The organism is Microvirgula curvata, from assembly GCF_054781615.1.
In genome coordinates, this window is record NZ_BAAGUB010000027.1 from 19,390 (window position 1) to 45,046 (window position 25,657).

Sequence of the window (25,657 nt, forward strand, 5' to 3'; positions counted from 1 at the left end):
TGCGCGGCGGCTCGCGCCACCTCGTGTTCCTGCATGTTTGCCCATGCTGCGCGCACAGCATGGGCGTCTCCTCGTTGAACGGCTTGTTACTTGCCGAGCGTCATGGCTTCGTCGATGAAGGCCTTGAGCTGGGCAATGTGCTTGCTCATGTAGCCGACGGCCGGCGAGGCCGACGACGGACGGCCGGCGAACGACAGCGTCTGCTTCGGACCGATCTGCGCTTCCAGGCGGTGGCGGATCTGGTACCACGCGCCCTGGTTCTTCGGCTCTTCCTGCACCCACATCACTTCGCGGGCGGACGGGAAACGGGCCAGTTCGGCCGCCAGTTGCTCGGTCGGGAACGGATACAGCTGTTCGACGCGGACGATGGCGATGTCCTTGATGTCGCGTTCGCGGCGGGCGTTCAGCAGGTCGTAGTACACCTGGCCGGCGCACAGCAGCACGCGCTTGACCTTCTTCGGCTCCTGCAGCTCGGCTTCGCCGATCACCGGCTTGAATGCGCCGTCGGTGAAGTCGGTGAGCGGGCTCATCGATTCCTTGTAGCGCAGCAGGCGCTTGGACAGGCAGATCACCAGCGGCTTGCGGTACGGACGCAGCATCTGGCGACGCAGCAGGTGGAACATCTGCGCGGCGGTCGACGGCATCACCACCTGGATGTTGTGCTCGGCGCACAGCTGCAGGTAGCGCTCGACGCGGGCCGAGCTGTGTTCCGGGCCCTGACCATCATAGCCGTGTGGCAGGATCATGGTCAGGCCGCACAGACGGCCCCACTTGGTTTCGCCCGACACGATGAACTGGTCGATGGCCACCTGGGCGCCGTTGGCGAAGTCGCCGAACTGGGCTTCCCAGATAATCAGCTCGTTCGGCGACGAGCAGGCATAGCCATACTCGTAGGCCAGCACGGCTTCTTCGTTCAGGATCGAGTCGATGACCAGGAAGTCGGCCTGGTTGTCCGACAGGTTGCGCAGCGGCACATAGGCGCCGGCATCCCAGCGTTCGCGGTTCTGGTCGTGCAGCACTGCATGGCGGTGGCTGAACGTGCCGCGGCCTGAGTCTTCGCCCGACAGGCGCACGCCGTAGCCGAGTTCGACCAGACCGGCATAGGCCAGCGTCTCGGCCATGCCCCAGTCGAACGGCTGTTCGCCGGCCGCCATCGCCTTGCGGGCGGTCAGCAGCTTGGCCACGGTCGGGTGCGGCTTGAAGCCTTCCGGCAGCGTGGTCAGCTTCTCGCTGAGGCGCTGCAGGTCCGACAACGGCAGTGCCGTTTCGGTCGGATGCGCCCAGTGGGTGCCCATGAACGGCGTCCAGTCGAGCTTGTGGTCGCGGGTGTAATTCGACAGCACGGTCTGTTCGACGTGCTCGCCCTTGTCCAGCGCGGCGCGGTAGTTGGCGATCAGCTGGTCCGCATCGGCGGCGGTGACCACGCCGTCGGCAATCAGCCGCTCGACATAGCGTGCACGCACGCCCGGGTGCTTGGCGATCTTCTTGTACATCATCGGCTGCGTCAGCATCGGGTCGTCACCTTCGTTGTGACCCAGCTTGCGGAAGCAGACCATGTCGATGACGACATCGCGCTTGAACGTCATGCGGAATTCGAGCGCGGCCTGCATCACGAAGCAGACGGCTTCCGGATCGTCGCCGTTCACGTGCAGGATCGGCGCATCGACCATCTTGGCGATGTCGGTCGCGTACAGCGTCGAGCGCATGTCGCGGGTGTCCGACGTGGTGAAGCCGACCTGGTTGTTGACCACCAGGTGGACGGTACCGCCCGTGCCATAGCCACGGGTGCCGGACAGGTTGAACGTGCCCTGGTTCACGCCGAGACCGCCGAAGGCGGCATCGCCGTGGATCAGCACCGGCACGACTTCCTTGCGGTCGTTGTCCTTGCGGCGTTGCTGGCGCGCGCGCACCGAGCCTTCGACCACCGGGTTGACGATTTCCAGGTGCGACGGGTTGAACGCCAGCGACACGTGCATCGGACCTGTCTGGGTCGGGATGTCGGCCGAGAAGCCCATGTGGTACTTGACGTCGCCGGACGGCAGTTCGACCGACGGCTTGCCTTCGAATTCGGCGAACAGGTCGCGCGGCAGCTTGCCCAGGGTATTGACCAGCACGTTCAGACGGCCGCGGTGGGCCATGCCGACGATCAGTTCCTTGACGCCGAAGCGGGTCGCGTTCTGGATCAGGTGATCCAGTGCGGCGATCATGCTTTCGCCGCCTTCGAGCGAGAAGCGCTTCTGGCCGACGTACTTGGTATGCAGGTAGCGTTCCAGCGTTTCGGCTGCGGTAACCTGCTTGAGGATGCGGCGGCGGGCGTCGGCGTCATAGCGCGGCGTCGAGCGGCTGCCCTCGAAGTAGTTCTGCACCCAGCGCTTCTGCTCGCTGTCCATGATGTGCATGTACTCGAGGCCGATATTGCCGCAGTAGGTCTGTTTCAGCGTGCCGAGGATCTCGGACAGCGAACCCTGCGACAGACCGACAAAGGAACCGGTGTTGAACACGGCGGCCATGTCGGCATCGGTCAGGCCGTGATAGGCCGGGTCGAGTTCGGGCACCGGCGAGGTGTCCATGCGCTTGAGCGGATCCAGCGTCGCCCAGCGCGCGCCAAGCACGCGGTAGGCGGTGATCAGCTTCAGCACCGACACCTGCTTCTGCATCGCTTCCCAGGTGGCTTCGGCCGGCTTGCTGGCGAAGACGCGCGGCGAGCGGGCGAGCTGGATGAACGACTCCTGGATCGGCAGGTGCGGCACGTCGCGCGCACCGCTGTCCGCGGCCTGGAGCTTGTCGAAATAATCGCGCCACTCGGCGGTGACCGAGGACGGATCGTTCAGATACTGTTCGTACAGTTCCTCGACGAACGGCGCGTTACCGCCGAACAGGTAGGACTGACCGATGGCAGCTTGCATCATGATGTAGCGACCTTATGAATGTTCTGCTTGCAGCAAAAAAAGCAATGTGAGCTTGACGCATGGGGCCCCGTCAACGTCACAGCGCTCTTGTCTGGCGGCGCTTCGGGCAGGGCGGCGGAGGACGGGCCTCCGCCGCCTGACGTCAGGGTTGACGGAACGTTACTTGCGTTCGGTGACAGGCACGTAGTCGCGACGCGGCGCGCCGGTGTACAGCTGACGCGGACGACCGATCTTCATGCCCGGATCGGAAATCATTTCCGCCCAGTGGCTGATCCAGCCGACGGTGCGGGCCAGGGCGAAGATCGGGGTGAACATCGACACCGGGATGCCGATGGCCGACAGCACGATGCCCGAGTAGAAGTCGACGTTCGGGTACAGCTTGCGTTCGACGAAGTACGGGTCTTCCAGGGCGATCTTTTCCAGCGCCATGGCCAGCTTGAACTGCGGGTCGTTGTGCAGGCCGAGTTCGTTCAGCACTTCGTAGCAGGTGCTGCGCATGATGTCGGCGCGCGGGTCCATGTTCTTGTACACGCGGTGACCGAAGCCCATCAGCTTGTGGGTCTTGTTCTTCACGCCTTCCATGAACGCCGGGACGTTTTCGACATCGCCGATTTCGTCCAGCATCTTCAGCACGGCTTCATTGGCGCCACCGTGCGACGGGCCCCACAGGCAGGCGATGCCGGCGGCGATGCAGGCGAACGGATTGGCGCCCGACGAACCGGCCAGGCGGACGGTCGAGGTCGAGGCGTTCTGCTCGTGGTCGGCATGCAGCGTGAAGATGCGGTCCATCGCGCGGGCCAGCACCGGGTTGACCTTGTATTCCTCGACCGGGGTCGAGAACATCATGTGCAGGAAGTTTTCCGCATACGACAGGCCGGCCTTCGGGTACGAGAACGGCAGACCCTTGTTGTAGCGGTAGGCCTGGGCGGCGATGGTCGGGATCTTGGCGATCAGGCGGTGCGACGCGATCTCGCGGTGACGCGGGTTATTGATGTCCAGCGAGTCGTGATAGAAGGCCGACAGGGCGCCGACCACGCCAACCATGACTGCCATCGGGTGCGCGTCGCGGCGGAAACCCTTGAAGATCGAGAAGATCTGGTCGTGCAGCATGTCGTGGCGCAGGATCAGGCCGTCGAAGGTCTTCTTCTGTTCCGCGGTCGGCAGCTCGCCGTTCATCAGCAGGTAGCAGACTTCGAGGTAGTCGGAGTTTTCCGCCAGTTGTTCGATCGGGTAGCCGCGATAGTAGAGCTTGCCTTCGTCACCATCGATGAAGGTGATCTTGGACTCGCAGCTGGCGGTGGCCAGGAAGCCCGGGTCGAAGGTGAACATGCCGGTCTTGCCGAAGGTGCGGATGTCGACGACGTCCGGGCCCAGGCTGCCTTCCAGAACCGGCAGGTCGATGCTCTGACCGTCGTTGTAGTTCAGCGTGACTTTGCGATTAGTTTCCACAGCTTTACTCCCTCTCAGTATTTTGTTGTGCGCTTGCCGGCCATCCCTTTGCGACGGCCGGCAAGGCCGGTCACCCGTGGCGCAAGCGCTCGACGATGGCCTGGCAGTCAGGATCTTCAAGATCGAACTTGCCGTTGACGAGATCGAGGAAATCGTTCTCGCCATGCTCCAGCACGCGCACGTAGGCGTCGATCTGCTCGTCGCTGAGCTGGTCGAATTCCCGCTCGAGAAACCGGGTGAGAATCAGGTCCAGCTCGAGGAGCCCGCGGCGGGAATGCCAGCGGATCTTCGAACGCGCTTCGCGGTCATAGCGTGACATCGGTCAGATCGCCCGGATCGCCATCATGCCCTTGATGCTGTCAATGGCCTTGGCGGGGTTCAGACCCTTCGGGCACACCTCGGTGCAGTTCATGATGGTGTGGCAACGGAACAGCCGGTACGGGTCGTTCAGGTTGTCCAGACGCGCGTTGGTGGCTTCATCGCGGCTGTCGATGATGAAGCGGTAGGCAGCCAGCAGGCCGGCCGGGCCGACGTACTTGTCCGGGTTCCACCAGAACGACGGGCACGAGGTCGAGCAACAGGCGCACAGGATGCACTCGTACAGGCCATCGAGCTTCTCGCGGTCTTCCGGCGACTGCAGGCGTTCGCGTTCCGGCGCCGGCGTGTCGTTGACCAGGTAAGGCTTGATCGAGTGGTACTGCTTGAAGAACTGGGTCATGTCGACGATCAGGTCGCGAATGACCGGCAGACCCGGCAGCGGACGCAGCGTGATCGGCTGCTTCAGGCTGCGCAGGTCGGTGATGCAGGCCAGACCGTTGCGGCCGTTGATGTTCATCGCGTCCGAGCCGCAGATGCCTTCGCGGCACGAACGGCGGAACGACAGCGAGTCATCCTGGGCCTTCAGCTTGACCAGCGCATCCAGCAGCTTCACGTCGTGGGAATCGACTTCAAGCACGTAATCCTGCATGTACGGCTTGTCGTCCTTCTCCGGGTTGTAGCGATAGAGCGAAAAACGCATCGTTTCCATTTGATTGGTTCCCTTAGTAGACGCGCTTTTGCGGCTGGATGTAGTCGACCGTCAGCGGCTTGGTGTGCACGGCCTTGTAGGTCAGCTTCTGGCCTTCGCGGTGGTAGAGCGTGTGCTTCATCCACTCGGCATCGTCGCGTTCCGGATAATCGTCGCGGGCATGGGCGCCGCGCGATTCCTTGCGGGCTTCGGCCGAGATCATGGTGGCCATCGCCACTTCGATCAGGTTTTCCAGCTCCAGCGCTTCCATGCGCGCGGTGTTCCAGGTCTTGGACGTGTCCTTGATCTTGATCCGCTTCACGCGTTCGGCGACTTCGCGAACCTGGGCCACGCCCTCTGCCAGCACGTCCTGGGTGCGGAACACCCCGGCGTGACGCTGGACGGTCTGCTGCAGTGCGCGGCGCACGGCATCGACGTCTTCGCCATCGGTCTGCGTTTCCAGACGGTTGACGCGGGCCAGCGAGAAGTCGGCTGCGTTTTCCGGCAGCGGCTTGTGCGCCGGACGTTCGTTCTTGATGAACTCGATCATGCTTTCGCCAGCCGACTTGCCGAACACGACCAGGTCGAGCAGCGAATTGGTGCCAAGGCGGTTCGCCCCGTGGACCGACGCGCACGCGCATTCGCCAGCGGCGTAGAAACCGTGGACGCGGGCCTCGTCGTCACCTTCGCGCGGCGAAATGACTTCGCCCTTATAGTTGGTCGGAATGCCGCCCATCATGTAGTGGGTGGTCGGCACGACCGGAATCGGTTCCTTGATCGGGTCGACGCCGGCGAACTTGATCGCGATTTCGCGAATGCCCGGCAGGCGGTGATTGATGATCTCGGGGCCGAGGTGATCGAGCTTCAGCAGCACGTGGTCCTTGTTCTTGCCGCAGCCGCGGCCTTCGAAGATTTCCACGGCCATCGCGCGCGACACCACGTCGCGGCTCGCCAGATCCTTGGCGTTCGGTGCGTAGCGTTCCATGAAACGCTCGCCATTGCTGTTCAGCAGGATGCCGCCTTCGCCGCGCACGCCTTCGGTGATCAGCACGCCCGCGCCGGCCACGCCGGTCGGGTGGAACTGCCAGAATTCCATGTCTTCCAGCGGGATGCCGGCGCGCGCCGTCATGCCCAGCCCGTCACCGGTATTGATGAACGCATTGGTCGACGCGGCGTAGATGCGACCGCCACCGCCGGTGGCGAACAGCACGGCCTTGGCGTGAATGATGAAGATGTCGCCGGTTTCCAGTTCCAGCGCGGTGACGCCGACCACGTCGCCATCGGCGTCGCGGATCAGGTCAAGGGCCATCCACTCGACGAAGAACTGGGTGTTGGCGCGCACATTGCGCTGGTACAGCGTGTGCAGCATGGCGTGGCCGGTACGGTCGGCGACGGCACAGGCACGCTGCACCGGCGTCTTGCCGAAATCGGCCATGTGGCCGCCGAACGGACGCTGGTAGATCTTGCCGTCTTCGAGGCGGTCGAACGGCATGCCGAAGTGTTCGAGCTCGATCACGGCTTCCGGCGCCTTGCGGCACATGAATTCGATCGCGTCCTGGTCGCCCAGCCAGTCAGACCCCTTGACGGTGTCGTACATGTGCCAGTCCCAGCGGTCTTCCTGCACATTGCCCAGCGAGGCGGAGATACCACCCTGTGCGGCAACGGTATGGGAACGGGTCGGGAACACCTTGGACAGCACGGCAGTCTTCAGCCCGGCCTCGGACAGTTGCAGTGCGGCCCGCAGACCCGCACCACCGGCGCCGACGATAACGGCATCAAAACGACGGACAGGTACGGACATTATTGGATTCCCCACACGACAACGAACGAATACACCAGACAGCCGATCAGCCAGACGGCAGTCAGCACGTGCAATGCCAGACGGGTGCCGGCCGGCTTCACATAGTCCATCCACAGGTCACGGACGCCGACCCAGGCGTGCCAGAACAGCGCGATGAACGTGATCTGGGTCGGAATGCGCACCCAGGTGTGCGAGAACAGCGCCTTCCAGCCGTCATATGACGACGGCGCGGCCAGCAGCACCAGCACGAACAGCACCACATAGACCAGCATGACCGCAGCGGTCAGACGCTGGACCAGCCAATCCTTCACGCCGTAACCGGCGCCTACTACCAGACGAGTGTTGCTCACCACAGAATCCCCCCGAGGATGATGGTCAGCGCAATGCTGACGACGAACACGGCCTTGGCGGACGCACGCGCGGTCGCAAGCTGCTGGCCTTTGTGGATGTCATACAGGAGGAAGCGGATGCCGGCACAGAAGTGGTGCAGGAATGCCCACAGCAGGCCGATCAGGATCAGCTTCATCAGCGGAAAGGCAATGATCGCGCGATACGTATCGAAGGATGCTTCGGCACTCAGGGAACCCTGAAGGAGGAACACCAGAAGCGGGAGGGCGAGGAACAGGGCAACACCACTGACCCGGTGCAGGATCGACACTTTCGCCCCGATGGGCAGTGTGATCTTCGACAGGTCAAGGTGCTTGGGTCGTTTCTTCTGCATGAAAGCTTCCTTGTGAAACAAGACACCTAACACTTACATATTTGACGGACGGCCGTCCGCCGACAGGCTGCACCGTTGCCCGCCCCTCGTGAGGACGTCGGCGCGGGCGACTGATGCCAGGCTGGCGGACGTGCCACCAGTTCGGCAATCGACAAGTTTATCAAAAGCGACAACGTCATACGACGCCCGAATGCCGCAGCGCAAAAACTATCATATACGCGTCTGCCACGACCACCGGGCAGAGCGCAACAGACGCTGTCGCCACTCGACCGGCTCGCCTTCCACCGTCCCGCCGAGCCGCACCATCGACAACAGCGGTTCGTCGGGTTCGGCGGCCAGCAGCGTCCGGACTTCCCGGTCGGCCAGCACGCCGCGGTACTGCACATGCAGCGGGCGGATCCTGACGGCGTACTGGCGTTCCAGTAACGCATACAGGCCACCACCGGCCAGGCGCAAGCGCCTGGAATCCAGGTCGGCAAAACGCTCGACCGGCAACAGAATCTCGTCTACCGCCAGCGTGACACCACGCTGGCGCCACACCTGGCGTACATGATGCAGCATCGCGCCGCGCCGCAGCTGCAGCGCCCGCGCGACGTCTTCCCCGGAAGGGACGCGCGCGACCGACAGCAGTTCCGGCTGCATCGGATCGGCCAGCTCGGCAAAATGCCCGGGACTGACCAGCTTGCCCTCACCCCACTCGGACTCGCCGGGTGCAACGAAGGTGCCACGGCCCTGGCGGCGGTACAGCCAGCCGTCGCGGGTCAGATCGTTCAGCGCCTTGCGGGCGGTGCCCTGGCTGACGGCGAACTCGGCGGCCAGTTCCCACTCGGACGGCAGCATCGCATCGGCCTGCCATTCGCCGGACGCGATCCGCTCGACGATCCGCTGGCGGATCTGCTCGTAGAGCGGCTGGAATCTGGGCTGGTCGGCAGGCATTGGAGACGTTATACCTTGGGGTCAGTCCACCGTCTACCCAAGTCTTATATAAGACACAAAACCACATGATAACCGATTGCTTATACACGGGATTGGCGGTTCTAAAGCGCCCGAGTCGCGTGCTAAACTCCGCGGCGCATCAGAGCGCGTCGAACCTCGCCCGGTACAACATTCGCTGTATTGCATGCCCGGCCCGACCATGAGGCCGCACCGGGTCGCGACGGGCCACGACCGCAACCATCCAACGCAAAGGAGAATGCCCAGATGAAAGCCCCCGTTCGTGTCGCCGTTACCGGCGCTGCCGGCCAGATTGGTTACAGCCTGTTGTTCCGCATCGCCTCGGGCGAAATGCTCGGCAAGGACCAGCCGGTCATCCTGCAACTGCTCGACCTCCCGCAAGCCCAGAACGCCGTCAAGGGCGTGATGATGGAACTGGAAGACTGCGCATTCCCGCTGCTCGCCGGCATGGTTGCCACCGACGACCCGAAAGTGGCGTTCAAGGACGCACAGGTCGCCCTGCTGGTTGGCGCCCGTCCGCGCAGCAAGGGCATGGAACGCAAGGACCTGCTGACCGCCAACGCCGAAATCTTCACCGTGCAGGGCAAGGCGCTGAATGAAGTCGCCGCGCGCGACGTGCGCGTGCTGGTGGTCGGCAACCCGGCCAACACCAACGCCTACATTGCCATGAAGTCGGCCCCGGACCTGCCGGCCAGGAACTTCACCGCCATGCTGCGTCTGGACCACAACCGCGCGCTGTCGCAGATCGCTGCCAAGACCGGCAAGGACGTCGCCTCGATCGAGAAGCTGACCGTCTGGGGCAACCACAGCCCGACGATGTACGCCGACTACCGCTTCGCCACCATCGACGGCCAGTCGGTCAAGGCGCTGATCAACGATGAAGCCTGGAACCGCGACGTGTTCCTGCCGACCGTCGGCAAGCGCGGCGGTGCCATCATCGAAGCACGTGGCCTGTCGTCGGCCGCATCGGCCGCCAACGCCGCCATCGACCACATCCGCGACTGGGTGCTGGGCACCAACGGCAAGTGGGTCACCATGGGTATCCCGTCGGACGGCAGCTACGGCATTCCGGAAGGCGTGATCTACGGCGTCCCGGTCACCTGCGCCAACGGTGAATACACCCGCGTGCAAGGTCTGGAAATCGACGAGTTCAGCCGCGAACGCCTGAACTTCACCCTGGCCGAGCTGGAAGAAGAGCGCGCGGGCATCGCCCACCTGCTGTAATTCCACCGCAAGCCCCGAAAAGCGCATCTCAAGATGCGCTTTTTTGTTTTTCTCCGACGCTTGCCGACAAGCGCGCTGTTCATTCGCAGCCGCGACTCCGATATACTGGTAAGTTATTCCCTGTCGTACCCTGTCCACTACTGACTGCACCATGATCGAAGCCGAAGTTCTCAACCTGATCGACAACCAGCTCGCCGACCTCGCGAGCCGCACCGCCGATATCCGCCAGTACCTCGACTACGACGGCAAGAAGGATCGCCTGGAAGAAGTCAGCCGGCTGGTGGAGGATCCGACCATCTGGGACGATCCCAAGCGCGCGCAGGATCTCGGCCGCGAGAAAAAGGCACTCGAAGACGTGGTGCTGGTGGTCGACGGCATCCTGTCGACACTGTCCGACAGCCGCGAGCTGTTCGAGATGGGCCGCGCCGAAGGCGACGACGACACCATTCTCGCCGTCCGCGATGACCTGGACGACGCCGAGAAGAAGATCGAGCTGCTGGAATTCCGCCGCATGTTCTCGAACCAGATGGACCCGAACAACTGCTTTATCGACATCCAGTCGGGCGCCGGCGGCACCGAGGCACAGGACTGGGCATCGATGCTGGAGCGCATGTACCTGCGCTACTGCGAACGCAAGGACTTCAAGGTCGAGGTGATCGAAGAGTCCGAAGGCGAAGTCGCCGGCCTGAAGAGCGCCACGCTGAAGGTCGAGGGCGAATACGCATATGGCTTCCTGCGTACCGAAAGCGGCGTCCACCGCCTGGTCCGCAACAGCCCGTTCGACTCGAACAACCGCCGCCAGACCTCGTTTGCCAGCGTGTTCGTCTACCCGGAAGTCGATGACTCGATCGAAGTCGACATCAACCCGGCCGACCTGCGCATCGACACCTATCGCGCATCCGGTGCCGGCGGTCAGCACATCAACAAGACCGACTCCGCCGTCCGCATCACCCACTTGCCGACCAATATCGTCGTCCAGTGCCAGAACGACCGCTCGCAGCACAAGAACCGTGCCGAGGCGATGTCGATGCTGAAGGCGCGCCTGTACGAATTCGAGCTGCGCAAGCGCAACGAGGAAAAGCAGGCGCTTGAAGATTCGAAAACCGACGTGGGCTGGGGCCACCAGATCCGCTCGTACGTGTTCGACCAGTCACGGGTCAAGGACCTGCGCACGCTGGTGGAAGTCGGCAACGTCAAGGGCGTCATGGATGGCGACCTCGACGGCTTTATCGAAGCCAGTCTTAAACAGGGCGTGTAAGCGCGCCCGAACCACATAGCCAACACCGGGCCGCGCTGACTGAATGTCACTGCGGCCCTGTTTTTTTCCAGACAAGTCAGACATTCACCGCTTTCCTACAGGAGTCACACCCATCATGTCCGAACAAGACATCAGCAGCGGGCAAGTCGCCCAGGACGAAAACCAGATCATGGCCGAACGACGCCAGAAGCTGGCGGAAATCCGCAAGCACGGCATCGCCTTCCCGAACGACTTCCGTCGCAGCCACATGGCCGCCGACCTGCACGCCCGCTACGGCGAGACCGACAAGGAAGCGCTCGAAGCCGAGAAGGTGGAAGTCGTCGTCGCCGGCCGGATGATGCTGAAGCGCGTGATGGGCAAGGCCAGCTTCGCCACCGTCCGCGACGGTTCGGCCCGCATCCAGTTCTACATCAGCCGCGACAATATCGGCGATGAGGTGTACGCCGCATTCAAGACCTGGGACCTCGGCGACATCCTCGGCGCACGCGGCATCCTGATGAAGACCCGCACCGGCGAGCTGTCGATCGAAGTGACCGAGCTGCGCCTGCTGTCGAAGTCGATCCGCCCGCTGCCGGACAAGTTCCACGGCCTGGCCGACCAGGAACAGAAGTACCGTCAGCGCTACGCCGACCTGATCATGAGTGATGCTTCGCGCGACACCTTCATCAAGCGCTCGAAGATCGTGCAGAGCGTGCGCGACACCATGGTGGCCGAAGGCTATCTCGAAGTCGAAACGCCGATGATGCACCCGATTCCGGGTGGTGCTGCCGCCAAGCCGTTCGTCACCCACCACAATGCACTCGACATGCCGCTGTACCTGCGCATCGCGCCGGAGCTGTATCTGAAGCGGCTGGTGGTCGGCGGGCTGGAACGCGTGTTCGAGATCAACCGCAACTTCCGCAACGAGGGGATGAGCACGCGCCACAACCCCGAGTTCACCATGATCGAGTTTTACGAAGCCTATTGCGGCTACGAACGCATGATGGAGATGACCGAGAAGATCATCCGTGCCTGCGCCGAAGTCGCCTGCGGCAGCACGCTGGTCACCTACAACGGCAAGGAAGTCGACCTCGGCAAGCCGTTCGACCGCTTCACCATCGTCGGCGCGATCAAGCACTACAACCCGGAATACACCGATGCCCAGCTTGGCGACGCGACCTGGGTCGCCGGCGAGATCAAGCGCCTCGGCGGCAAGCTGCCGCCGGCACCGGGGCTGGGCAGCCTGCAACTGGCGCTGTTCGAGGAATGCGCTGAAGGCAAGCTGTGGAACCCGACCTTCATCATCGACTACCCGGTTGAAGTGTCGCCGCTGGCACGCGGCTCCGATGCCGATCCGGCCATCACCGAACGCTTCGAGCTGTTTATCGTCGGCCGCGAACACGCGAACGGCTACTCGGAGCTGAACGATCCGGAAGATCAGGCCGCCCGCTTCATGTCGCAGGTTGCACAGAAGGACGCCGGCGACGACGAAGCCATGCACTACGACGCTGACTACATCCGCGCCATGGAATACGGCCTGCCGCCGACCGGTGGCTGCGGCATCGGCATCGACCGCCTGGTCATGCTGCTGACCGACGCCCCGTCGATCCGCGACGTGATCCTGTTCCCGCACATGCGGCCGGAGTAAGGGCTGGTCACGGAAGCCCCGCCAGGTTCCTGAACCCGGCGGGGCTTTTTATTGTCTTGCGTCCTGCTGACGAGAAGCAGCCGGAAGCGGTCAGGCCGGGTACTGCGCCTCGCTGACCGGTTCCAGCCAGTCGGCGGTCTTGCCGTCGAGCTGCTCCTGAATTGCGATATGGGTCATGGCCGTGGTCGGCGCCGCGCCATGCCAGTGCTTTTCACCGGCCGGAATCCAGACCACATCTCCCGGCCGGATCTCTTCGACCGGACCGCCGTCGCGCTGTACCCGGCCACAGCCGGCGGTCACGATCAGCGTCTGGCCCAGCGGGTGGGTATGCCATGCAGTGCGGGCGCCGGGCCCGAAGCTCACGCTGGCACTTACCGTCCGCGCCGGACCGGTCGGCTCGAACAGCAAATCAATGCGCACACTGCCGGTGAAACAGCCTGCCGGCCCCCTGCTCGCAGCCTGCGATCCGTTTCGTTGAATGTCCATTTGCCATGACTCCTCTGCCGGGATGGCCGTCACCCATAGCGACGGTCGATGCCGGGAATGTATCAGCCCTGGCATTACCTGATTAGACGGCATAATCTGCAAGCGCCCATGAAAAGGAATCATCAATAGTGCGCAACGACATCAACGACCTCCAGGCCTTCCTGGCGGTGGCGCGCGAGCGCAGCTTTACCCGGGCGGCGGCGAAGCTCGGCGTATCGCAATCAGCCCTGAGCCATACCGTGCGCGGGCTGGAAGAAAGCCTCGGCCTGCGCCTGCTGACCCGCACCACGCGCAGCGTATCCCCGACCGAAGCCGGTCAGCGGCTGCTGTCCACCGTCGGGCCGCATTTCGACGAAATCGGGGCCGAACTGGCGGCACTGAGCGAGTTGCGCGAGAAGCCGGCCGGCACCCTGCGCATCACCGCGGCCGAACATGCGGCCAGCACCGTGCTCTGGCCGAGGCTGGCCGCGTTTCTGCCGGACTACCCGGACATCAGGGTGGAGGTGAACATCGACTACGGCCTGACCGATATCGCGGCCGAACGCTTCGACGCCGGCATCCGCCTCGGCGAGCAGGTGGCCAGGGACATGATTGCGGTACGCATCAGCCCGGATGTGCGCATGACCGTGGTCGGCACCCCGGCCTACTTCTCGACCCATCCGCAGCCGGTCAGCCCGCAGGCGCTGGCGATGCATGCCTGCATCGGCCTGCGGCTGCCGACCTATGGCGGCCTCTATGCCTGGGAGTTCGAAAAGGACGGGCGCGAACTGAAAGTCCGGGTCGACGGCCAGCTGGTTTTCAACAGCAGCCCACCCATTCTCAACGCGGCGCTGGCCGGTTTCGGCCTCGCCTATCTGCCGGAGGACATGGTGCTCGGGCACTGCGCCGCTGGCCGGCTGCAGCGCGTGCTCGATGACTGGTGCCCCACCTTTCCGGGCTACCATCTGTATTACCCGAGCCGCCGCCAGCCCTCACCGGCGTTCTCGGTGCTGGTCGATGCCCTGCGTTACCGCGATTGAGCGGGGCAGGCGGGCGGGGCCGGAGAAACACGGGCAGGCCCCGCCCGGCTCACACCTTGAAGTAATTCACCGCTTCACGCAGGGTGCCGGACAGCGCCTGCAGCTGCTCGGCGGCTTCGGCATTGCCGCGTGCGGCCGCATTGGTCTGCTCGGTCAGCGACGCCATGCCGGCCATGCGTTCGGCAATGCCGCTGGCAGTGGTCGCCTGTGCCTGGTTGGCGCTGGCCACGTCGCGCGCCTTGACCAGCGAATCCTCGGCCTGGACCTGGATGTCCTCCAGCACGTCGGTGGCCTGGCGTACCAGTTCCTGCCCCTGCCGCACGCGCGGCATGGTGCTTTCCATCGACTGTACCGCCGACAGCGTATCGGCCTGGATCGCGTCGATCATGGCGGAGATCTCCGCCGTTGCAGTCGTGGTGCGTTCGGCCAGCCGCCGCACTTCGTCGGCGACCACGGCAAAGCCGCGGCCCTGCTCGCCGGCCCGGGCAGCTTCGATCGCCGCGTTCAGTGCCAGCAGGTTGGTCTGGTCGGCGATCTCCTTGATCACCAGCGTGATCTGGCCGACTTCCTGCGAGCGTCCCACCAGCGAGTTGATGCGCTCGGTGGAGTCGGTCACCGATGCCGCGATGTTCTCGATCTGCTGGGTCACCTGGCGCACCACGCTGTCGCCCTTCCCGGCCAGCTCGACGGTCTTGCGCGAATTGTCCTCGGTGGCGTGGGCGATGGCGGTCACCTCGTTGATGCTGACCGTCAGTTCCTCGATCGACGCCGCGGTCGCCGCACTGGACTCTGCCTGACTGCGTGCGGCCTGGCTGATGCCGCTGGATGATGCCGACAGCTCGCCCGACTGCTGGGCAAGCTGCTCGGTGCAGCTGCGGATATTGCGCACGATCTCGCCAAGCTTGGTCTGCATGCTGCCGAGGGTCTTCAGCAGGTTGCCGGGCAGATCGCTGCTGGACACGATGCTGCGGGTCAGGTTGCCACTGGCGAAGTCTTCCACCAGGTCGGCCGCCGCCGCCGGCTCGCCGCCAATCTGCCGCTGGACACTGCGGTTCACGCTCCAGCCGATAATGCCCAGCAGCAGGCCGATCACCAGCAGGAAGCCCAGCGACTCCAGTGCGGCCTGGCGGAAGCTGCTGTCCACGTCCTCGATATACACGCCGGTTCCCAGCCACCAGCCCCACGGTTCAAAGGCCCTGGCGTAGGAGACTTTCTCGACCGGGGTCTGCGAGCCCTTCTTCGGGAACAGGTAGCCGATATAGGCTTCCTTGTCGCGCTGCAGCAGCCGGATCCATTCCTTGATGTACTGCTTGCCGGTCGGGTCGGCCGAGTCCATGAAATTCTTGCCCTCGCGTTCGGGCTTGGACGCGTGCATCACGTTGACGCCGTTGAAATCGTAGATGAAGAAATAATCACTGCCGCCGTTGTAACGGCTCTTGCGCAGATTATCCTTGGCCAGCTGCTGTGCCTGCGCTTCGGTCAGTTTGCCGGCCTTGAACAGGTCGTATTGCTGCTGGATCACACCGAACGACGAGTCGACCAGGGCATGCAATGTGCGTTTTTTCTCTTCCAGAATGTGTTGTCGCAGCTGGTAAACCGAATAGGCGCCATAGGCGGCCAGACCCAGCAACATGCAGACGAGCATCGCATACAGGCGCTTTTTCAGCGTCAGCCCCCGGTTCACTTGCATCGTATTTCCCCAGCGCCCAAATCACAGGGTTATAACGCATTCCATGGGAATAAGCCCATAAAAATAGGTCATTACACCTTACCTTTGTTTTTGACAGGGTCCGGAACGGGCTGCCGGCAAGCTGCTACAGTATTGGCAGCGCAAGACGAATACAGAGGAAACTCGCAGAAACGCAGCAGGCCCTCCACTCCCCGGCATCCCGCCGGAGGAGGCCTTCGCCTGTCCCGGCAAACCCGTCGGACAACAAGACAATATGTCCGCAGCAAAGACCTCTTGCAGCTCATTGATGACCACCACCTTCTCTGCCAGATACACCCGCCTCAGTCGTTTCCTCGCCGGTCTGACCGCCGCTGTCATGACCGTTGTCGCCCTCGCCCTCCTGCCCTATGCCGACCTGCCCGCCGAGCGGGTGGCCCTGCTGGTGCCGGTCTTTTCCAGTGTGCAGGCCACGCTGAATGCCGTCATTGCCTACCTGGTGGTGCTGCAGTTCTATGCCGATCGCAAGTATCCGACCGCCCTGATCTCGATCGGGTTCGTATTTTCGGCCCTGCTGTCGGCGATACAGATCGTCAGCCTGCCCGGCGTATTCACCGAAGGCGGCAATTTCGAGCGCTTCGCGCCGATCGCAATCTGGCTGTGGGTGGCCAGACTCAGCGGTCACGCATTGCTGATCCTGCTGGCGATGCTGGTGCTGAAAGGCCGGCCGGCTCTGCTGGCCAGTGAACGCAGCGTCGGCTATCAGACCGCCGTTTTCGCCATCATGCCGGTGGTGCTGGCCGTCATGGTCTATGCCTTCCTCGGCTACAACCGGGATCTGCTGCCCGGCCTGATGGACGCCAGCGGCAGCTATTCAGGCCTGGCACACGGCAGGGCCGGCTATTTCATGCTCGCCTGCTGGACCCTGGCACTGCTGGGCATCCTGCTGGTCACCCGCCTGCAGCGCGGTTTCGACTGCTGGCTGGCATTCAGCGCCTATTCCTACATCCTTTACCTGATAGTCAATTTCACCAGTGCCTCCCGCTTTACCATTGGCTGGTACACCTCGCGCTTCTTTGAACTGGCCGCTGCCGCCACGCTGCTCGGCGCCCTGCTGTTCGAAGTGCTGCGCATGCAGCAACGGCTGAAAAAACTGTACAGCAATGCCTATCAGGCATCGATTCGCGACGGGCTGACCGGCTTGTACTCGCGCCGTTACTTCGACACCGCGCTGGCACGCGAGCTGGCCGCCGCCGAACGCTCCCGCCGCCCGCTGTCACTGCTGATGGTCGATATTGATTATTTCAAGCAGTACAATGACACCCACGGTCATCTGGCCGGCGACGACTGCATCCGTCGGGTTGCCGCCAGCCTGCTCGACGGTTTCCGGGGCAGTGACATCGTCGCGCGCTATGGCGGCGAAGAGTTCGTCGTCATCCTGCCGGACACCGGCAGGGAGCTTGCATGCCAGACCGCCGAGCGACTGCGCAGCCAGATCATGGCGCTGGGCATTCCGTCAGTCCGGCCGGCCGACGCGAACGAGCCGGTCGTCACCGTCAGCATCGGCCTGAGCCACCAGCCGCCCGGGGCAGAACCCAGAAAGACCATGCAAACCCTGATCGGCGAGGCGGACGACGCGCTGTACGAAGCCAAGCGGCAGGGGCGCAACCGGGTCGTCTGCGCGGCAGAAAGGACTGACGGGTAGCGGTACGCGCCGGAGACATCTGATGTCTCCCCCCGGCTGCCGGCATGGGAGGCAGGACAATGGCGTCATTCGCTATTGCATCAAGACGCCGCGGCCCCAGATGATTGAACTTCATTCCGTTGGAAATATCCGACCTCACCGGCTCTTTGCCTCACTCTGCGCGGCAATGCTGATCCTGGCGGCCGTTCTGGTTCTGCCCCACGCCAGCCAGCCGGCGCCGCGCGTCCCGCTGCTGGTGCCGGTTTTTTCCAGCGCGCAGGCCACGCTGAACGCCATCATTGCCTATCTGGTGCTGCTGCAGTTTCATATGGAACGCAATGACCCGGATGCCCTGATATCCATTGCCTTCGCCTATTCGTCCCTGCTGACGCTGGTTCTGCTGGTCAGTCTGCCCGGCGTACTCACCAGCGATGACCACTTCGCCCGGCTGGCCCCGGCACTGGGCTGGCTGTGGGTGGCCAAGCTCGCCGGCCACGCCCTGCTGATCCTGCTGGCCATGCTGCTGTGGCGGAAATGGCCGGCGCGGACGGCAGCCAGGGGCGAGATCCACTGCCGGGTCGCCCTTGTCGCCTTCGTGCCGGTCCTGCTTGTCGGTTGTGCCTGCGCGCTCGTCAACGGCCTGGCGTCAAATCTGCCCCTGCTGCAGGACGGGCAGGGCAGCTATGCATCGCTGGCCCGGGGCTGGCCCGGCCAGTTCATTCTGGCCTGCTGGGCATGCGCCCTGCTCAGCGTGCTGCTGGTCACCCGGCTGCGACGCAGCTTCGATTGCTGGCTGGCTTTCAGCTGCCTGGCCTACCTGCTGTACCTGACGGTCAATTTCTCCAGTGCATTGCGCTTCACGGCCGGCTGGTATCTGTCGCGCCTGTTTGAACTGACCGCTTCCGCCACCCTGCTCGGTGCGCTGCTGTTTGAAGTGCTGCGCATGCAGAGGCAACTGAAGACGCTGTACCAGAGCGCCTATCAGATCTCGATCCGTGACGGGCTGACCGGCCTGTACTCACGGCGCTATTTCGACACGGCGCTGGCCCACGAACAGCAGCAGATGGCACACACGCGCCGGCCCCTGTCGCTGCTGATGATCGATATCGATTTCTTCAAACGGTACAACGATACCTATGGGCACCCGGCCGGAGACGACTGTCTTCGTCAGGTCGCAGCCTGTCTGCAGGACAGTGCCCGCAGCAGTGATATCGTCGCACGCTATGGCGGCGAGGAGTTCGCCGTCATCCTGCCGGACACCGACGCGAACGAGGCGCGCCAGGCAGCCGAACGGCTGCGAAACGCCATCATGGCCCGGGGCATTCCGGCCGCGTCCCCGGCAGGACGGGAAAGGCTGGTCGTCACCGTCAGCATCGGGCTGGGTTGCCGGCGGAGTGATCCCCAGGCGGCAGGGGAGACGACACTGATCGACGAGGCCGACCATGCCCTGTACGACGCCAAGCGGCAGGGGCGAAACCGGGTGGCATGCCGCATTCTCTGACCGCGCCGCGGGTCGGAAAAAACATGGGCCGGGCTTTCCCGGCCCGGCCCATGCGGTCATGCGGGGAGTCGTCAGAAGGCGTCGATGCGCGTTTCTTCGGCTTCCAGCATCGAGGTGGCATTGCCGACCAGCAACGGATCGGCGCCATGGCCGACCACGCTGTGGTCCTTGTCCGGATAGTCGAGCACCGACAGGAAATGGCGGATGCAGTTGAGGCGTGCACGCTTCTTGTCATCCGACTTGATCACGGTCCACGGGGCGGCGGCGGTGTCGGTATGGAAGAACATCGCCTTCTTCGCCATGGTGTACTCATCCCACTTGTCGAGCGACTGGATGTCGATCGGCGACAGCTTCCAGTGCTTGAGCGGGTCGTCACGGCGCGAAATGAAGCGGCGCAGCTGCTCTTCGCGGCTGACCGAGAACCAGTACTTGAACAGGTGCAGGCCACTGTTGACCAGCATGCGTTCCAGTTCCGGCGTCTGGCGCAGGAATTCGAGATATTCGGTCGGCGAGCAGAAGCCCATCACCCGTTCGACGCCGGCGCGGTTGTACCACGAGCGGTCGAAGAACACGATTTCGCCCGAGGTCGGCAGATTCTGGATATAACGCTGGAAATACCACTGGCCGCGTTCGACCTCGGTCGGTTTTTCCAGTGCCACCACGCGGGCGCCGCGCGGGTTCAGATGTTCCATGTAACGCTTGATGGTGCCGCCCTTGCCGGCCGCGTCACGCCCTTCGAACAGGATCACGATGCGCTGGCCGGTCGACTTGACCCAGCTCTGCACTTTCAGCAGCTCGATCTGCAGTTCGATCTTGCGCTGCTCGTACTCCGGACGACGCAGGCGGGTACGGTACGGGTAACCGGCCGGCAGCGGTGCATAGGTGCTGTCTTCGCTGGTGCCGTGCGGCGCCAGGGCGACCTGCATCGCCGTCGCCCCCTCGCTGATGGCCTGAATCTCGGCCACGGCCTGCTCATGGGCACGGCTGGCAGCGCTGCTGCGCGAGGAGGTCTTGCTGCTCTTTTCTGCCGCGGGTGCCTTGCTGTCGTCGGTCGCGGCTGCCGGCTCGGCGCCCGGGGTCGGTTTCGTGTTGTCGGTCATCTGTAGCATTCCTCTCTCTCAGGCAATTGTCTTCTTGTCTCTTGATTACAATGCGCCATGCATTAGCCGGATAACTTGACCCAGATCAATTTCCCTTCCCTTGCCGGGACTATGATGCCGGTCTGACCGGCAGGCGGCCCGCAGCACAAATGGGCAGCGGCGGCAAGCCCCGCCCACCCCTGCCATTCCCTGCGACCTCCGCACCCCATCCGTTATCATGTCGGCCATGCCGATTCTGCCCGCCACCCTGTCCCTTGCCGCCGATGGCACCCCGTGTTCGCCCCGGTTCGACGATGTCTATCACACCGCAGATGGCGGCCCCGAGCAGGCGCGTCATGTCTATCTGACCGGCAATGGCCTCCCCGCCGCCTGGCGCGGGCACGATACCTATTCCATCCTCGAGACCGGCTTCGGACTGGGCCTCAATTTCCTGGTGACCTGGGCCGCCTGGCGCGCCGATCCACAGCGCTGCCCGCGCCTGCATTTTGTCTCGGTGGAGAAATTCCCGTTCCGCCGCGAAGACCTGCAGCGACTGCATGCGCGCTGGCCGGACTTCGCCGGCCTGTCGGCCGGGCTGCTTGCCCAGTGGCCACCGCTGACGGCCGGCATGCACCGGCTGCACTTCGACGACGGCGCCGTCACCCTGACCCTGGTATTCGGCGATGCCGCCGAGCAACTGCCGCGCCTGTCCGGGCGTTTCAACGCCTTCTATCTGGATGGGTTCGCCCCGGCCAAGAATCCGGACATGTGGACCCCGGAACTGTTCCGCAGCCTGTCGCGGCTGGCACGGCCGGACGCAACGCTGGCAACCTATGCCGCAGCGGGCTTTGTGCGCCGCGGGCTGAACGCCTGCGGCTTTGCCGTGGTGCGCCACGATGGCTATGGCGGCAAGCTGCACATGCTCGCCGGCCCCTACCTGCATCGTGAGCCACTGCGTGCACCGGTCTGGCCTGCCCGGCAGGCGCTGGTCATCGGCGCCGGCATGGCCGGGGCCGCGGCGGCCGAGCGACTGGCATCGCGCGGCTGGCAGGTCACCGTGCTGGAACGGGAAGCCGCCATTGCCACCCGCTCATCCGGCAACCACGCCGGCGTGCTGCTGCCGGTCCTCAGCGCCGATGACAATCTGCAGTCGAGACTGGCCCGCGCCGGCTATCTGTATACCCTGCGCCATCTGGCAGCGCTGCCCGGACTGCGCGACTGGCATCAGGACGGCGTGCTGCAACTGGCACGCGACGAAGCCCAGGCCGCGCTGCAGCGGCGCATCGTCGACAGCGGCTACCCGGACGACTACGTGCAGTGGCTGGACCGCGACGCCGCCAGCGCACGCGCCGGAGCCCCCGTCGCCAGCAGCGGCTGGTGGTTTCCGGCCGCCGCCTGGATCCACCCGCCGGCCTGGTGCGCTGCCGCCCTGGCCCGCCATCCGGAGCTGATCCGGGTGCACACCGGCGTCGACGTCGCCGCACTGGCGCGGGACGACGAGGGCCAGTGGATCGCCCGTGACAGTCAGGGCAGCGAACTGGCCCGTGCACCGGTGGTCGTGATCGCCACCGCGACCTCGACCCTGGCCCAGACCGCCCACCTGCCGCTGACCCGCGGCCGGCGCGTGGTCACCCTGCTGCCGGCCGCAGCCGTGGCGCTGGCCGATACCGTCCTGTGCCGCAATGCCTACCTGACCCCGGCCTTTCGCGGCCTGCGCGCGCTGGGTGCGACCGCGGCCCCGCCCGACAGCGAGGCCGCGCCGCAATGGCATGCACTGAACCTGGCCAAGCTGGAGGCGATGCTGCCCGGCGCCTCGGCCGGCATCGATCCGGCGCAACTGGACGGCCGCGGCTGTGACCGCCCGACCTCGCCCGACCGCCTGCCGCTGGTCGGCGCCGTCGACATTGCCGGCACCCGCACCAGCGTCCGGCTGGACCGCATCGCCCGCCAGCCCGGGCTGTACTGCGCGCTCGGTTATGGCGCACGCGGACTGGCCTGGAGCGCACTGGCCGGCGAACTGCTCGCCAGCCAGATCTGCGGAGAACCGCTGCCGGTGGAAAAAGACCTGGTCGATGCCTGCGATCCGGCGCGTTTCGCCTGGCGCGCGGGGCGGACAGCAACCGGCACGGACTGAGCGCGGTCAGTCGCGGCGCTTGCCGTCCAGTTCGGGCGCATAACAGACCGGCGACGCCAGCGCATCACCGGGCATTGCCAGGCGCGCGCGCAGAAACTGCTCCAGCACCGGAACATGGCTGTGCGCGACATCGCGCACGGCCGTCAGCAACACCAGCGTCTCGCCGCGCGCCAGTCCGGCCAGCAGCGGCCGCCAGCCGTCCGGCGCCGCAGCCAGCTCATTGCAGTAGGCCAGCGCAAAGCCGCGCGGATCAAGCTCGCCGGCATGCCATGCCTGACGCAGCCCGGTCGACGGTGCCACCGCCCTGTTCCACTCCACACCTTCCAGCGCCGCCTTGCGGACACCGCGCGGCCACAGCCGGTCGACCAGCACCCGATGGCCAGCCGGCCAGTCCGCCGGCGCGTAGACCCGCGCACTGACGATATGACAGTCACTCATTGTCACTCTCCCGTTTCCCGGCTCGCGGTCCGGCACGGGTTGCCTGCCCCGCCGACCCCGCCTACACTCGCCGCAACTTTCATCCAAGGCCAGTCCATGTCCCACGCTGATACGCTCATCGATGCCCGCTGGATCATTCCGGTCGAGCCGCACGCCACCGTACTCGAACGCCACAGCATCGCCGTCCGCGACGGCGCCATCGTCGCCATCGTTCCGCCGGCCGAACGCGCCGCCTGGACCGCCGACGATACCGTGTCGCTGCCGAATCATGTGCTGATGCCCGGTCTGGTGAACCTGCACGGCCACTCGGCGATGACGCTGTTGCGCGGTTATGCTGACGACCTGGCACTGATGGACTGGCTGCAAAACCATATCTGGCCGGCAGAAGGCAAGCACGTCAAGGACGACTTCGTCTACGACGGCACGCTGCTGGCCATGGCGGAAATGATCCGCTCCGGCACCACCACCATCAATGACATGTATTTCTTCCATGGTGCGGTGGCCCGCGCCGGCCTCGCCGCCGGCCTGCGCACCTTTGTCGGCTGCTCGATCCTCGAATTCCCGACCCCGTATGCAGGCAGCGCCGACGAATACCTGCAGAAGGCGCTGGCCGAGCGGCGCGAATTCATCGGCGAGGAACTGGTGACGTTTACCCTGGCACCGCATGCCCCGTATACCGTCAGCGACGACACCTTCCGCAAGGTAGTCACGCTGGCGGAGCAGGAAGACATGCTGATCCACTGCCACATCCACGAAACCCGCGGCGAGATCGACGACAGCCTGAAGGCGCACCAGTTGCGCCCGCTGGCGCGCCTCGACCGGCTGGGGCTGCTCAGCCCGCGCCTGATCGCCGCGCACATGGTGCACATGAGCGACGACGAGATCGAACTGGTTGCCCGCCGCGGCGTCCATATCGCCCACAACCCGACATCGAACATGAAGCTCGCCAGCGGCATCGCCCCGGTGCAGCGCCTGCTGGATGCCGGCGTCAATGTCGGCATCGGCACTGACGGCGCCGCGTCGAACAACAAGCTCGACATGCTGTCCGACACCCGCCAGGCCGCGCTGCTGGCCAAGGTCGGCAGCCTCGACCCGACCGCCGTGCCGGCTGCCACCGCACTGCGCATGGCGACACTGAATGGCGCCCGGGCGCTGGGACTGGGCGCAAAGACCGGCTCGATCGAAGTCGGCAAGCGTTTCGACGCCATCGCCCTCGACCTGGCCCAGGTGGAAACCGCCCCGACCTTCGATCCGATCTCGCATGTAGTGTACGCCGCCGGCCGCGAACAGGTCTGCGACGTCTGGGTCGACGGACGCCACCTGCTCGCCGCACGCACGCTGACCACGCTCGACCATACTGCCCTGCTGGCAGTGGCCGAGTCCTGGCGCAACAAGATTGCCGCCCGCTGAGGCGGCGGAGACTGACAGGACAGGAATCATGAGCCAGAACGTCGACCAGACCGAAATCGACAAATTCAGCCAGATGGCCCACAAATGGTGGGATCTGGACGGTGAATTCAAGCCGCTGCACCAGATCAACCCGCTGCGGACCGACTATATCGACCGCCACGCGCCGCTGGATGCGGCGCGCGTGGTCGACGTCGGCTGCGGCGGCGGCATCCTGACCGAAGCGCTGGCGCGTCGCGGCGCGACCGTGACCGGCGTCGATCTGGCGAAGAAATCGCTGAAAGTGGCGCAGTTGCACGCGCTCGACCAGGGGCTGACCATCGACTACCGCTGCGTGGCGGTCGAAGCGCTGGCGGCAGAACAGCCGGCCAGCTTCGATCGTGTGGTATGCATGGAAATGCTTGAACACGTGCCTGACCCGCAAAGCGTGGTCAGCAGCTGCGCCGCGCTGGCCCGACCGGGTGGCTGGGTGTTCTTCTCCACCCTGAACCGCAATCTGAAAAGCTACCTGATGGCGGTGGTCGGTGCCGAATACGTGCTGAACTGGCTGCCGCGCGGCACCCACGACTATGCGCGTTTCATCAAGCCGTCCGAACTGACGCGCATGGCACGCAACGCGGGACTGGAACTGGCCGATATCAGCGGCATGCGCTACAACCCGCTGACCCGCACCTACCATCTCGATAACGAGACCTCGGTCAACTACCTGATGGCCTGCCGCAAGCCGGGTTGAATCTGACGGGCCAGAAAAAACACGACGCCAGGGACTGGTCGTCGTGTTTTTTTATTTCAGCGACCGGAACTACATCGCCTCGCGCAACTGCGCGATCACCTCGCCGTTCACCAGCGTCGACGTGTCCTGGGTGATTTCCTCCCCCCTGGCGATCGAGCGCAGCAGGCGGCGCATGATCTTGCTGGAACGGGTCTTCGGCAGGTCGTCGCCAAAGCGGATCTCGTCCGGTCGGGCGATCTTGCCGATTTCGTGCGACACCCAGTTCTTCAGTTCCACGGCAAGCAGGCGTGCGGCGTCGCCGGTCGGACGCGGGCCCTTCAGCACCACGAACGCCACCACGGCCTCACCCTTGACCTCGTGCGGCTTGCCGACCACGGCGGCTTCGGCCACCAGCGGGTTGGCCACCAGCGCCGACTCGATTTCCATCGTGCCCAGACGGTGACCGGACACGTTCAGCACGTCGTCGATACGGCCCATGATCCAGAAGTAGCCGTCCTCGTCGCGGTGCGCCGAGTCGCCGGCCAGGTAGTACTGGCCGTTGAACTCGTCCGGGAAGTAGGT

22 protein-coding genes are annotated in these 25,657 nt (G+C 64.5%); 9 read left to right on the plus strand and 13 right to left on the minus strand.

The genetic code is table 11. The features are described 5' to 3' along the window. Nucleotides 1–86: 86 nt before the first annotated feature. From ACYVG8_RS10920 to ACYVG8_RS10955, 8 genes are all read right to left on the minus strand, one after another. Complete coding sequence (locus ACYVG8_RS10920) at nt 87–2,909, minus strand: 2-oxoglutarate dehydrogenase E1 component (protein WP_028500674.1); 2,823 nt, start codon at nt 2,907–2,909, stop codon at nt 87–89. A 159-nt stretch (nt 2,910–3,068) separates the two neighbouring features. Continuing rightward, nucleotides 3,069–4,358, minus strand: coding sequence for a citrate synthase (gene gltA, locus ACYVG8_RS10925; RefSeq protein WP_028500675.1), 1,290 nt, complete (start codon nt 4,356–4,358; stop codon nt 3,069–3,071). Nucleotides 4,359–4,428: 70 nt separating this feature from the next. Beyond that, on the minus strand, nt 4,429–4,677 hold the full coding sequence (locus ACYVG8_RS10930) for an FAD assembly factor SdhE (protein ID WP_028500676.1): 249 nt from the start codon (nt 4,675–4,677) through the stop codon (nt 4,429–4,431). Nucleotides 4,678–4,680: 3 nt separating this feature from the next. Then, complete coding sequence (locus ACYVG8_RS10935; protein ID WP_028500677.1) at nt 4,681–5,385, minus strand: succinate dehydrogenase iron-sulfur subunit; 705 nt, start codon at nt 5,383–5,385, stop codon at nt 4,681–4,683. 13 nt (nt 5,386–5,398) lie between these two features. After that, nucleotides 5,399–7,165, minus strand: a complete 1,767-nt coding sequence (gene sdhA / locus ACYVG8_RS10940; RefSeq protein WP_028500678.1) for a succinate dehydrogenase flavoprotein subunit — start codon at nt 7,163–7,165, stop codon at nt 5,399–5,401. Further along, entirely contained in the window at nt 7,165–7,515 is a 351-nt protein-coding gene (gene sdhD / locus ACYVG8_RS10945) for a succinate dehydrogenase, hydrophobic membrane anchor protein (RefSeq protein WP_028500679.1), read from the minus strand. The genes sdhA and sdhD overlap by 1 nt, the downstream gene beginning before the upstream one ends. After that, complete coding sequence (gene sdhC / locus ACYVG8_RS10950; protein WP_028500680.1) at nt 7,512–7,886, minus strand: succinate dehydrogenase, cytochrome b556 subunit; 375 nt, start codon at nt 7,884–7,886, stop codon at nt 7,512–7,514. The genes sdhD and sdhC overlap by 4 nt, the downstream gene beginning before the upstream one ends. A 210-nt stretch (nt 7,887–8,096) precedes the next feature. Next, on the minus strand, nt 8,097–8,822 hold the full coding sequence (locus ACYVG8_RS10955) for a GntR family transcriptional regulator (RefSeq protein ID WP_028500681.1): 726 nt from the start codon (nt 8,820–8,822) through the stop codon (nt 8,097–8,099). Nucleotides 8,823–9,086: 264 nt separating this feature from the next. Here ACYVG8_RS10955 and ACYVG8_RS10960 point away from each other — a divergent pair, with 264 nt between their 5' ends. The 3 genes from ACYVG8_RS10960 to lysS all read left to right on the plus strand — a co-directional run bounded on the left by ACYVG8_RS10960 (nt 9,087) and on the right by lysS (nt 12,949). After that, the gene (locus tag ACYVG8_RS10960; RefSeq protein WP_028500682.1) at nt 9,087–10,064 is read left to right on the plus strand and encodes a malate dehydrogenase; all 978 of its coding nucleotides are present in this window, start codon (nt 9,087–9,089) and stop codon (nt 10,062–10,064) included. Nucleotides 10,065–10,218: 154 nt separating this feature from the next. After that, a complete protein-coding gene (gene prfB / locus ACYVG8_RS10965) occupies nt 10,219–11,322 on the plus strand; it encodes a peptide chain release factor 2 (RefSeq protein WP_107890268.1) in 1,104 nt (367 codons plus the stop codon). 115 nt (nt 11,323–11,437) lie between these two features. Then, complete coding sequence (gene lysS, locus ACYVG8_RS10970) at nt 11,438–12,949, plus strand: lysine--tRNA ligase (RefSeq protein WP_028500684.1); 1,512 nt, start codon at nt 11,438–11,440, stop codon at nt 12,947–12,949. 90 nt (nt 12,950–13,039) lie between these two features. On the opposite strand, the gene ACYVG8_RS10975 is transcribed toward lysS, so the two are convergent. Continuing rightward, on the minus strand, nt 13,040–13,435 hold the full coding sequence (locus ACYVG8_RS10975; RefSeq protein WP_460745799.1) for a (R)-mandelonitrile lyase: 396 nt from the start codon (nt 13,433–13,435) through the stop codon (nt 13,040–13,042). A gap of 128 nt (nt 13,436–13,563) precedes the next feature. On the opposite strand from ACYVG8_RS10975, the gene ACYVG8_RS10980 reads away from it, so the two are divergent. Further along, nucleotides 13,564–14,454 (plus strand): LysR family transcriptional regulator, encoded by an 891-nt coding sequence (locus ACYVG8_RS10980; protein ID WP_460745801.1) that lies wholly within the window; start codon nt 13,564–13,566, stop codon nt 14,452–14,454. 49 nt (nt 14,455–14,503) lie between these two features. Here the strand turns inward: ACYVG8_RS10980 and ACYVG8_RS10985 are convergent, their stop codons facing one another. Continuing rightward, entirely contained in the window at nt 14,504–16,144 is a 1,641-nt protein-coding gene (locus tag ACYVG8_RS10985) for a methyl-accepting chemotaxis protein (RefSeq protein ID WP_028500687.1), read from the minus strand. 286 nt (nt 16,145–16,430) lie between these two features. Between ACYVG8_RS10985 and ACYVG8_RS10990 the strand changes: the two genes are divergently transcribed. After that, the gene (locus ACYVG8_RS10990) at nt 16,431–17,825 is read left to right on the plus strand and encodes a sensor domain-containing diguanylate cyclase (protein WP_460745803.1); all 1,395 of its coding nucleotides are present in this window, start codon (nt 16,431–16,433) and stop codon (nt 17,823–17,825) included. A gap of 166 nt (nt 17,826–17,991) precedes the next feature. After that, nucleotides 17,992–19,305: a sensor domain-containing diguanylate cyclase gene (locus ACYVG8_RS10995; RefSeq protein WP_460745804.1), complete on the plus strand. Its 1,314-nt coding sequence runs from the start codon at nt 17,992–17,994 to the stop codon at nt 19,303–19,305. Nucleotides 19,306–19,376: 71 nt separating this feature from the next. Here the strand turns inward: ACYVG8_RS10995 and ppk2 are convergent, their stop codons facing one another. Continuing rightward, nucleotides 19,377–20,231 (minus strand): polyphosphate kinase 2, encoded by an 855-nt coding sequence (ppk2, locus tag ACYVG8_RS11000; protein ID WP_199489879.1) that lies wholly within the window; start codon nt 20,229–20,231, stop codon nt 19,377–19,379. Nucleotides 20,232–20,631: 400 nt separating this feature from the next. Between ppk2 and mnmC the strand changes: the two genes are divergently transcribed. Continuing rightward, complete coding sequence (gene mnmC, locus ACYVG8_RS11005) at nt 20,632–22,518, plus strand: bifunctional tRNA (5-methylaminomethyl-2-thiouridine)(34)-methyltransferase MnmC2/FAD-dependent 5-carboxymethylaminomethyl-2-thiouridine(34) oxidoreductase MnmC1 (RefSeq protein ID WP_112692892.1); 1,887 nt, start codon at nt 20,632–20,634, stop codon at nt 22,516–22,518. A gap of 6 nt (nt 22,519–22,524) precedes the next feature. Here mnmC and ACYVG8_RS11010 read toward each other — a convergent pair whose 3' ends face one another. Beyond that, on the minus strand, nt 22,525–22,956 hold the full coding sequence (locus ACYVG8_RS11010) for a DUF488 domain-containing protein (RefSeq protein WP_028500692.1): 432 nt from the start codon (nt 22,954–22,956) through the stop codon (nt 22,525–22,527). Nucleotides 22,957–23,052: 96 nt separating this feature from the next. Here ACYVG8_RS11010 and ACYVG8_RS11015 point away from each other — a divergent pair, with 96 nt between their 5' ends. Then, on the plus strand, nt 23,053–24,366 hold the full coding sequence (locus ACYVG8_RS11015) for a TRZ/ATZ family hydrolase (protein ID WP_107888689.1): 1,314 nt from the start codon (nt 23,053–23,055) through the stop codon (nt 24,364–24,366). 28 nt (nt 24,367–24,394) lie between these two features. After that, on the plus strand, nt 24,395–25,096 hold the full coding sequence (ubiG, locus tag ACYVG8_RS11020) for a bifunctional 2-polyprenyl-6-hydroxyphenol methylase/3-demethylubiquinol 3-O-methyltransferase UbiG (protein ID WP_028500694.1): 702 nt from the start codon (nt 24,395–24,397) through the stop codon (nt 25,094–25,096). A gap of 69 nt (nt 25,097–25,165) precedes the next feature. Here ubiG and ACYVG8_RS11025 read toward each other — a convergent pair. Continuing rightward, nucleotides 25,166–25,657 (minus strand): AMP-binding enzyme (locus ACYVG8_RS11025; RefSeq protein WP_460745806.1); only part of this gene is annotated, 492 nt, incomplete at its 5' end.

Bases quoted from the DNA above. Each gene is read 5' to 3' on its own strand.
- lysS (WP_028500684.1), top strand. From the start codon at position 11,438: ATGTCCGAACAAGACATCAGCAGCGGGCAAGTCGCCCAGGACGAAAAC.
- ACYVG8_RS10995 (WP_460745804.1), top strand. From the start codon at position 17,992: ATGCTGATCCTGGCGGCCGTTCTGGTTCTGCCCCACGCCAGCCAGCCG.
- ACYVG8_RS10920 (WP_028500674.1), bottom strand. From the start codon at position 2,909: ATGATGCAAGCTGCCATCGGTCAGTCCTACCTGTTCGGCGGTAACGCG.
- ACYVG8_RS11010 (WP_028500692.1), bottom strand. From the start codon at position 22,956: ATGAGTGACTGTCATATCGTCAGTGCGCGGGTCTACGCGCCGGCGGAC.
- sdhC (WP_028500680.1), bottom strand. From the start codon at position 7,886: ATGCAGAAGAAACGACCCAAGCACCTTGACCTGTCGAAGATCACACTG.
- ACYVG8_RS10935 (WP_028500677.1), bottom strand. From the start codon at position 5,385: ATGGAAACGATGCGTTTTTCGCTCTATCGCTACAACCCGGAGAAGGAC.
- mnmC (WP_112692892.1), top strand. From the start codon at position 20,632: ATGCCGATTCTGCCCGCCACCCTGTCCCTTGCCGCCGATGGCACCCCG.
- ACYVG8_RS10990 (WP_460745803.1), top strand. From the start codon at position 16,431: ATGACCACCACCTTCTCTGCCAGATACACCCGCCTCAGTCGTTTCCTC.
- ppk2 (WP_199489879.1), bottom strand. From the start codon at position 20,231: ATGCAGGTCGCCCTGGCGCCGCACGGCACCAGCGAAGACAGCACCTAT.
- ACYVG8_RS10955 (WP_028500681.1), bottom strand. From the start codon at position 8,822: ATGCCTGCCGACCAGCCCAGATTCCAGCCGCTCTACGAGCAGATCCGC.
- ACYVG8_RS10930 (WP_028500676.1), bottom strand. From the start codon at position 4,677: ATGTCACGCTATGACCGCGAAGCGCGTTCGAAGATCCGCTGGCATTCC.
- ACYVG8_RS11015 (WP_107888689.1), top strand. From the start codon at position 23,053: ATGTCCCACGCTGATACGCTCATCGATGCCCGCTGGATCATTCCGGTC.
- ACYVG8_RS10960 (WP_028500682.1), top strand. From the start codon at position 9,087: ATGAAAGCCCCCGTTCGTGTCGCCGTTACCGGCGCTGCCGGCCAGATT.
- sdhA (WP_028500678.1), bottom strand. From the start codon at position 7,165: ATGTCCGTACCTGTCCGTCGTTTTGATGCCGTTATCGTCGGCGCCGGT.
- ACYVG8_RS10985 (WP_028500687.1), bottom strand. From the start codon at position 16,144: ATGCAAGTGAACCGGGGGCTGACGCTGAAAAAGCGCCTGTATGCGATG.
- ACYVG8_RS10975 (WP_460745799.1), bottom strand. From the start codon at position 13,435: ATGGACATTCAACGAAACGGATCGCAGGCTGCGAGCAGGGGGCCGGCA.
- ubiG (WP_028500694.1), top strand. From the start codon at position 24,395: ATGAGCCAGAACGTCGACCAGACCGAAATCGACAAATTCAGCCAGATG.